The organism is Pedobacter sp., from assembly GCF_045628745.1.
GTDB lineage: Bacteria > Bacteroidota > Bacteroidia > Sphingobacteriales > Sphingobacteriaceae > Pedobacter.
In genome coordinates, this window is record NZ_JAZQPU010000314.1 from 1 (window position 1) to 7,330 (window position 7,330).

At 36.6% G+C, this 7,330-nt stretch carries 9 protein-coding genes and 1 pseudogene; 5 read left to right on the forward strand and 5 right to left on the reverse strand.

Annotated elements, in window-relative coordinates; all coding sequences use genetic code 11:
* Positions 1–10: 10 nt before the first annotated feature.
* Positions 11–202, reverse strand: coding sequence for a cold-shock protein (locus ACR2F7_RS11470; RefSeq protein WP_354331103.1), 192 nt, complete (start codon positions 200–202; stop codon positions 11–13).
* Between the two features lie 73 nt (positions 203–275).
* Positions 276–1,469, reverse strand: a complete 1,194-nt coding sequence (fabV, locus tag ACR2F7_RS11475) for an enoyl-ACP reductase FabV (RefSeq protein ID WP_432713700.1) — start codon at positions 1,467–1,469, stop codon at positions 276–278.
* A gap of 234 nt (positions 1,470–1,703) precedes the next feature.
* Between fabV and ACR2F7_RS11480 the strand changes: the two genes are divergently transcribed.
* A complete protein-coding gene (locus ACR2F7_RS11480; protein WP_432713701.1) occupies positions 1,704–2,291 on the forward strand; it encodes a ferritin-like domain-containing protein in 588 nt (195 codons plus the stop codon).
* Between the two features lie 79 nt (positions 2,292–2,370).
* Here ACR2F7_RS11480 and ACR2F7_RS11485 read toward each other — a convergent pair whose 3' ends face one another.
* Both ACR2F7_RS11485 and ACR2F7_RS11490 read right to left on the reverse strand, forming a co-directional pair.
* A complete protein-coding gene (locus ACR2F7_RS11485; RefSeq protein WP_432713702.1) occupies positions 2,371–3,324 on the reverse strand; it encodes a hypothetical protein in 954 nt (317 codons plus the stop codon).
* A 56-nt stretch (positions 3,325–3,380) separates the two neighbouring features.
* Positions 3,381–4,820, reverse strand: coding sequence for an MBOAT family O-acyltransferase (locus tag ACR2F7_RS11490; protein ID WP_432713703.1), 1,440 nt, complete (start codon positions 4,818–4,820; stop codon positions 3,381–3,383).
* 396 nt (positions 4,821–5,216) lie between these two features.
* Here ACR2F7_RS11490 and ACR2F7_RS11495 point away from each other — a divergent pair, with 396 nt between their 5' ends.
* From ACR2F7_RS11495 to ACR2F7_RS11510, 4 genes are all read left to right on the forward strand, one after another.
* Positions 5,217–6,239, forward strand: a complete 1,023-nt coding sequence (locus ACR2F7_RS11495) for an AI-2E family transporter (protein WP_432713704.1) — start codon at positions 5,217–5,219, stop codon at positions 6,237–6,239.
* A 67-nt stretch (positions 6,240–6,306) separates the two neighbouring features.
* Entirely contained in the window at positions 6,307–6,462 is a 156-nt protein-coding gene (locus tag ACR2F7_RS11500) for a hypothetical protein (RefSeq protein ID WP_432713705.1), read from the forward strand.
* Between the two features lie 26 nt (positions 6,463–6,488).
* Positions 6,489–6,695: a helix-turn-helix domain-containing protein gene (locus ACR2F7_RS11505; RefSeq protein ID WP_432713706.1), complete on the forward strand. Its 207-nt coding sequence runs from the start codon at positions 6,489–6,491 to the stop codon at positions 6,693–6,695.
* A 50-nt stretch (positions 6,696–6,745) separates the two neighbouring features.
* On the forward strand, positions 6,746–7,213 hold the full coding sequence (locus ACR2F7_RS11510; RefSeq protein WP_432713707.1) for a DinB family protein: 468 nt from the start codon (positions 6,746–6,748) through the stop codon (positions 7,211–7,213).
* Here ACR2F7_RS11510 and ACR2F7_RS11515 read toward each other — a convergent pair.
* A pseudogene (locus tag ACR2F7_RS11515) lies at positions 7,214–7,330 on the reverse strand (acyl-CoA dehydrogenase); the annotation flags it as partial. It abuts the gene before it with no gap.

The following is a 7,330-nucleotide window of genomic DNA, read 5'->3' on the forward strand; positions in this document are numbered from 1 at the left end:
ATAAGGAACTTTAGATTACTTGAACATTTACTGCATTTAATCCTTTACGACCTTGTTCTTCATTGTAAGAAACTTTATCGTTTTCACGGATTTCGCCTAATAGGCCACTTGAGTGAACAAAGATTTCTGCACCACCATTTGCTGGTACGATAAAACCAAAACCTTTAGACTCATTAAAAAATTTTACTATTCCTTCTTGCATTGTATTGTTATTAAAAATTGAATTACAAACGTAGGTATAATTATTTGAATATCAGTATAAAAATATAAAATAATTAATTTTGCAGTCCTGGTAAGGTCACCACTTCATTCACATCAGCCTCATAATCCACACCTGGGACTTCAAAACCGAATAAATTAAAGAAATCTGTAGAATAGCCTTTCAGGTCGCCAATGTCTGGTAAGTTTTCTGTTGTGGCTTGTGCCCATAATTCGGCAACTTTTGCCTGCACATCAGCTCTCATCTCTAAATCATCAATCCTGATTCTTCCTTTTTCATCCAACAACAATTCTCCATTGTTATACAAACGATCCTGGAACAGGCGTTGAATTTGTTCAATACAACCTTCATGAATGCCTTTCTCTTTCATTACTTTATACAGCAATGAAATATATAAAGGAATTACAGGAATTGCAGAACTGGCTTGCGTAACCAAAGCTTTGTTAACAGAGATGTATGCTTTTCCGTTAATGTCCTTTAACTTATCAGACAAGCTGAAAGCGGTGGCTTCCAGGTGGTCTTTTGCCCTGCCTATGGTACCTTTACGATAAACGGCTTCTGTAAGCGATGGACCAATGTAAGAATAAGCAACTGTAGTAGCACCTGGCGCTAAAAGGTCTGCTGCTTTTAAAGCATCAATCCACATTTCCCAGTCTTCACCACCCATTACCATCACTGTATTTTCAATTTCCTGCTCATTAGCGGGCTCGATAGAGATTTCTGAAACATTTCCAGTATGAAAGTCTACAGTTTTATTGCTGAAAGACTGTCCAATTGGTTTCAATACAGAATTGTAAATCACTCCTGTTTCTGGATGTGTTCTTCTTGGGGAAGCTAAACTGTAAATAACTAAATCTATCTGTCCAAGATCAGCTTTGATCAGGTCGAGGGTTTTTTCTTTGATTTCTTTTGAAAAAGCATCACCGTTAATGCTTTTGGCATATAAACCAGCTTCATGTGCTTGATGCTCAAAAGCAGATGTGTTATACCAACCCGCAGAACCTGGTTTGCCCGGTGCAGCAGGTTTTTCAAAAAATACGCCTATTGTAGCAGCATTAGATCCAAAAGCACTGGTAATTCTAGAGGATAATCCAAAACCTGTGGAGGCGCCGATAACCAATACTTTTTTTGGGCCTTCGATAAGACCTTTTGATTTTACATAGTTAATCTGATTTTTTACATTTTGTTCGCATCCTTTAGGATGAGAAGTCAGACAGATAAAACCACGCGTTTTAGGAACAATAATCATATTAAGTTTTTAATTATTCAACAGTAAATAATACCGAATTGCAAAATTAACGTAAACCTAATGTTTTTTGTTAATTCCGGTAAGATAAAAAGTAAATATTCATAACTGTTTGTAAAACAGTTTTTTTGATTTCATTTTAAAAAATAAAAAGCATGAATATTATACATTTCCTCAAACATTCTGAATAAATATAGGTTATATACAACGAATCAGAAACCTATAAAGAAAATTATTATGGCAACTACAACAAAAACAAGTACCACAAAATCTACGGCAACAAAAGCTGAAAAGGCATCTTCACCAAAAGCTGGTAAAACAGGTAAAATGGAAGATTCAGAATTTCATAAATTCTTTGTAGATGAGCTAAAGGATATTTACTGGGCGGAGAAACATTTGGTTAAAGCATTGCCAAAGATGAAAAAAGCTGCTACAAGTCCTGAACTTGCTGCTGCTTTCGATAAACATACACAGGAAACACAAGTTCATATAGAAACATTGGAACAGGTGTTTGAACTGCTGGGTGAAAAAGCAAGTGCAAAAAAATGCGATGCAATGGAAGGTTTACTGGAAGAAGCTGAAGGTATTATTGACGATACAGATTCAGGTACTTTAATCAGAGATGCAGGACTTATTCTTGCAGCTCAGAAAGTAGAACATTATGAAATTGCTACCTATGGCACCTTGCGCACTTTTGCTCAGAATATGGGCCATACTGATGTAGTAGAATTATTGCAGCAAACCCTGGATAACGAAAAAGCAACCGACGTTGCTTTAACGCAAGTGGCAGAAAGCTTTATTAATGAGCAGGCTGCAGAAGAATAAAACCAGTTCATGTTAATGGAGAGACCGTATGACAAGAGGTGATACGGTCTCTTTTTTTGGTCTTGCCCTTGCTTACTGTTTATCTATTTAAAGCGATCTTTGACTTAGCTTCATTGTTTTTAATATAAGCTGTTAATTGAGCTTTTATTTGCAGGGCTACTTCATTGTGGCCATAACAAGACCAATGACTGTCTTTACTGCTTACTGTCCAGTTTTTAAGGTCTCCAGTTTGATGAGTCGTCATGGTGCTAAAGCCATAATTTCTGGCAATGGTTAGAAGTTCCACGGTGGATTCTGGATGGAAGACCAAAACTATTTTTCTAAGGTCATAGTGCTTGCTGCTGTAACTTAAAATGCTATTGATTAGCTTAACATCTATTTTTTTAGGTTTTTTACCTCCTTGAGAAGCTTCTTTGTTCTTTTTGTTCACAAATAAAGGGAATCTTAAATATAAATAATACATCACCTTCATATTGTACAAAATCTTTTTAAAACCAGGGGCCTTCACCTCACCGTTGATAATGGTATTTGTTTTCAAATTGAGCTGCATTCTGTCGTATAACCTATGACTTGCATCACTTTCATATATATCATCGTCGGTCATATAAATTAAATGTGTAAGGGGCTTGACCGTTGAATCTAGCAGTTTGGTAATTTCCATTGCTTCAATAAAAGTAACCCCAGATCTGCCCGCCTCAAAAAAAGCATAATCTTTAAAGTAGGATTGAAGGATGGTACCCTGATTGCAGGAAATGGGGTTCATCATATTCTCAATATAAGAATCTCCAATAATAGCTATAGTAGAGTCACTCTTTACATCTGCAATACCTAGCCAGCCGTATTGGTTTACATGCCATTGAATTTTTGAATCTGCAAAATAGCCTGATTGACCCGGAATATACCGTTGTATGCCCGTTTTATCTACATACATATGGGGAATGTCGGGTGTTAGTTTAAATACCCTGACAATGATTTCGCCGGAAATCAGGATAAAAAGTATAAAGAATATAAATGTGGTAAGGAACTTTTTCATGGTCAAGATTTTAATAATGAAGGGATGGTCCGTTTTATAATTCTTTAAATGAGTAGCTAAAATTGGAAGTATATAAAGGCTTGTTCCTCTCCCTGAAAGGAGAATAAAAGCAAAATGAGGGCAAAGTAAATGGCCCAGCTAACTGGTCTGGGGAAAATGGTGATATGGTTAATTGCGAAATGCCCTTCCCTTCCTAACCATTCAATAATAAAGAAAATGAAAACCAGTAAGAGAATAATGACGCCAGCTCTATTAAGTTCTGGGGTGGTCAATAGCGAAGGCGAAAAAATGCCACCAATGTATTGAAAGGCATGGTGAAGATCTTTTGCCCTGAAGAAAATCCAGGCTAAAACTGTTAAGCTAAAAGTGAGTATAATTTGGAATAAGTCACGAAGAGATGGAAGAAGCTTACCTTTGGCTACAATATCAATATTACTTCTATTGGTTTTTAAAAGTATAGAAGGTATGATAAACAGTGCATTTAAGAAGCCCCAAACAATAAAGGTCCAGTTTGCCCCATGCCAGAAACCACTTAAGATAAAAATGATAAAGGTATTGCGTATTTTCATCCAGTTACCACCTTTGCTGCCGCCTAAAGGGATATAGACATAATCTTTAAACCAGCTGGAAAGTGAGATGTGCCATCTTCTCCAGAATTCAGCAATATCTCTGGAGAAATAAGGATAGTTGAAGTTTTTTAAAAGTTCAATCCCAAATAATTTTGCTGTGCCCAGGGCTATATCAGAGTAACCAGAGAAATCACCATAAATCTGAAATGTGAAGAACAAAGCGCCCAAAACAAGTGTACTGCCGCTATAATCTCCAGAATTGTTGAAGATCATATTTGCAAAGTAGGCGCAATTATCAGCAATAACTACCTTTTTAAACAAACCCCAGAGAATTTGTCTTAAACCATCAACAGCCTGTGTATAGCTAAATTTACGCTTCTTTTTGATCTGTGGCAACAAGTGTGTTGCCCTTTCGATGGGGCCAGCTACCAGCAGCGGGAAGAAACTGACAAAGACGGAGTAAACCACAAAATTCCTTTCTGGTTCAATTCTATTTTTGTAAACATCAATGATATAAGATAAACCATGAAAAGTATAAAAGGATATACCTATGGGCAAAATTACATTCAAAGTCATGGGGTTTACCTGCAGCCCTATATCAGAGAGGCCCTCCGCAAAGGATGTTGAAAAGAAATTGAAGTATTTAAAAACCCCCAGCAGGCCAAGGTTAATAGATATACTTAGCCAGAGCCAGAATTTTCTGACTCCTGGTCTGGTGGCCTGCGCAATCTTTATTCCTGTAGTAAAATCAAGAAGAATGGAGAAGACCAGTAAAAAAAGAAAACGCCAGTCCCAGCAAGCATAGAAAAAATAACTGGCGACCAACAATAGAAGGTTTTGTAAAGGAAGACTTCGTTTAAAGAAAAACCAATAAAGGAAAAAGACAACGGGTAAAAAAAAGGCGAAATTGAGTGAGTTGAATAGCATCTTGTTAAAATTGAGAGGTTAAAAAGCACTATATCTAAAGAGTTATAGATTATTAAACATTAGTCAAACTGGATTAATTTTTAGCATAGGTTAACCGTGAATGATCGAATATACAATTAAATCAATTGAGATAATATATTATTACAATATTACATAAATATGTTATTCTGATTTAATAATTATATTAATTGTGTAATATGTGTTTATTTTATACAGGTTACTTCACAATTTAATATTCAAAATTTGTAGCTTTTAATGACAATTTGGGCTGATATAAGCGAATAGTTCTTTATAATTGTTAAGGTAACGGCTTAAGGAAAAAACAATGTTTCCCTTACTGGTGTTTCCATACTATTACAGGTTACGCTATTCCTTACACACGCTCAGCAAATAAAAATGTCTGAAAAAACGACTACAGAAGAAACTACTTATATTCAAAAAGTTTGGCAAACGGTTATCATTGTTGCACTGCTTGTGGTATTCATTCTCATCGCAAGGGTGGCCTTTAATGTGTTATTGATGGTTCTTGCAGGTGCGCTTATATCTTTATATTTCCATGGATTGGGTGATGTAATTCAACGAAACACCAAACTCAACAGGTGGTTCAGTATGTTTGTGTCTATCGCCGGAACATTTCTCCTTATTGGTTCATTATTCTGGTTTATGGGCACCAAGATTCAAAATCAAATCTCGATTTTGAATGACACCCTGCCTAACACCATTAACAATGTTAAATTAAAGCTTGCTGAAACACCTACAGGATTGAAGGTGCTTAACCATCTTTCTGGAAAAAATTCAGAAAAATTGCTCAATACGGCGCAGCATTTTTTTAGCACCAGTTTTGGTGTATTGGGAAATCTATACATTATAATTTTGCTGGGGATCTTTTTTACCGCAAATCCTATTCTATATAAAAACGGGATGTTAAAACTCGTTCCAAAAACCAAAAAGATGCTCTTTCAAGCGGTTATTGAACGCATTATCCATGATTTAAAGGGGTGGCTTAAAGCCACGGTTATTTCCATGGTGTTGATAACCCTGTTAATTACTATCGGTTTAACGATTATGGGGATACCCGTAGCTCTTGTGTTAGGGTTAATTACGGGGATGCTGAAACTCATTCCAAATTTTGGCTCACTAGTAGCTATGGTTCCAGGGATTTTACTTGGCCTCACCATTGGCACCAATACAGCCATCATCACGGCCTTGATTTATGTCGTTTCACAAATGATAGTCAGCAGTATCGTTACACCGATTATCCAGGAGAAAATCATCAACCTGCCACCCGCATTGACCATTGTAAGCCAGGTGATCATGGGTACTTTGTCTGGTGCTTTAGGCATTATCCTCGCTGTGCCCTTATTGGTTATTGTCATTATTCTTGTTGATGAGTTATACGTTAAAAAAATCACAACATAGGGTTTTTACTTATCTTTGGGCATGGCAAAATACATTCCTGTATAGTGCAGATCTATCCAGGCTATTGATGCTGCAAATTTTTATCCAGGTCTCAAGAGCCATGGCCATCGTCAACCCGGTAAAAAATAATTCGTACCACTATACCATTATTAAAAGCTTCAGGAAACTGATTGAAGCCAACTACATCAGCCTGCGGTTTCCCAAAGAATATGCTGAACTTTAAACATTACCCCAAATCACCTTAATGCAGTGACAAATGATTATCTGGGCATATCAGCAGGCCAGCTCATTCGCGATCGGGTCATTCTGGAAGCCAAGCGACTACTGATCAATATGAAGCTTTCTATAGCCGACATCTCCATTCAACTTGATTTTAACGACCAGTCTTATTTTATCAAGTTCTTTAAAAAGCATACCGGTACAACACCAAGTATTTTTAGAAAACAAAATCTTTAGCAATACATTTATAAAAGCAAGGGGAATTGTTTATTGTAAATTAGGGAAACATGAAAATTACAGAACTCATTGCACAGCATATTATTGAAGTAAATGAAGGAAATAATTGGACTGAAGTTGATGTCAACTCCACCTTAAATGATGTGACGCTACGCGAAGCGGTTACTTTAACCAATGCTAGTGTAAATACCATCGCCTCATTGGTACATCACTTAATGTTCTGGAACAGGCTAATGGTACAGCGAATCAATGGGGTTAATATACCTGAAGATGAGCATAACGGATACAATGTTCCTCAACTAGCCACTGAAGAAGCATGGCAACAACTCAAAGATGATCATCTAAAATCTGCACAGGAATTGGCTACAGCTATCAGGGCAGTGGATAAAAACCGCTTGTTATCGCCTATTTTGCCCGGTTATTCATCAACTTATAAGAACTTACAGGGCAGTGCAGAGCATATTCATTATCATTTAGGGCAGATTGTATTGTTAAAACAATTAATAAGAGCCTCTTAATTATTCAAACGTTAATAAAGCATGCTGACTTGCGGTATGTAAATCCCGCCATACCCTGTTGATCTCGGTTTCTTTTTTTGCAGCTTCTAAGCCACAATAGGGAAATAACTCATCAGC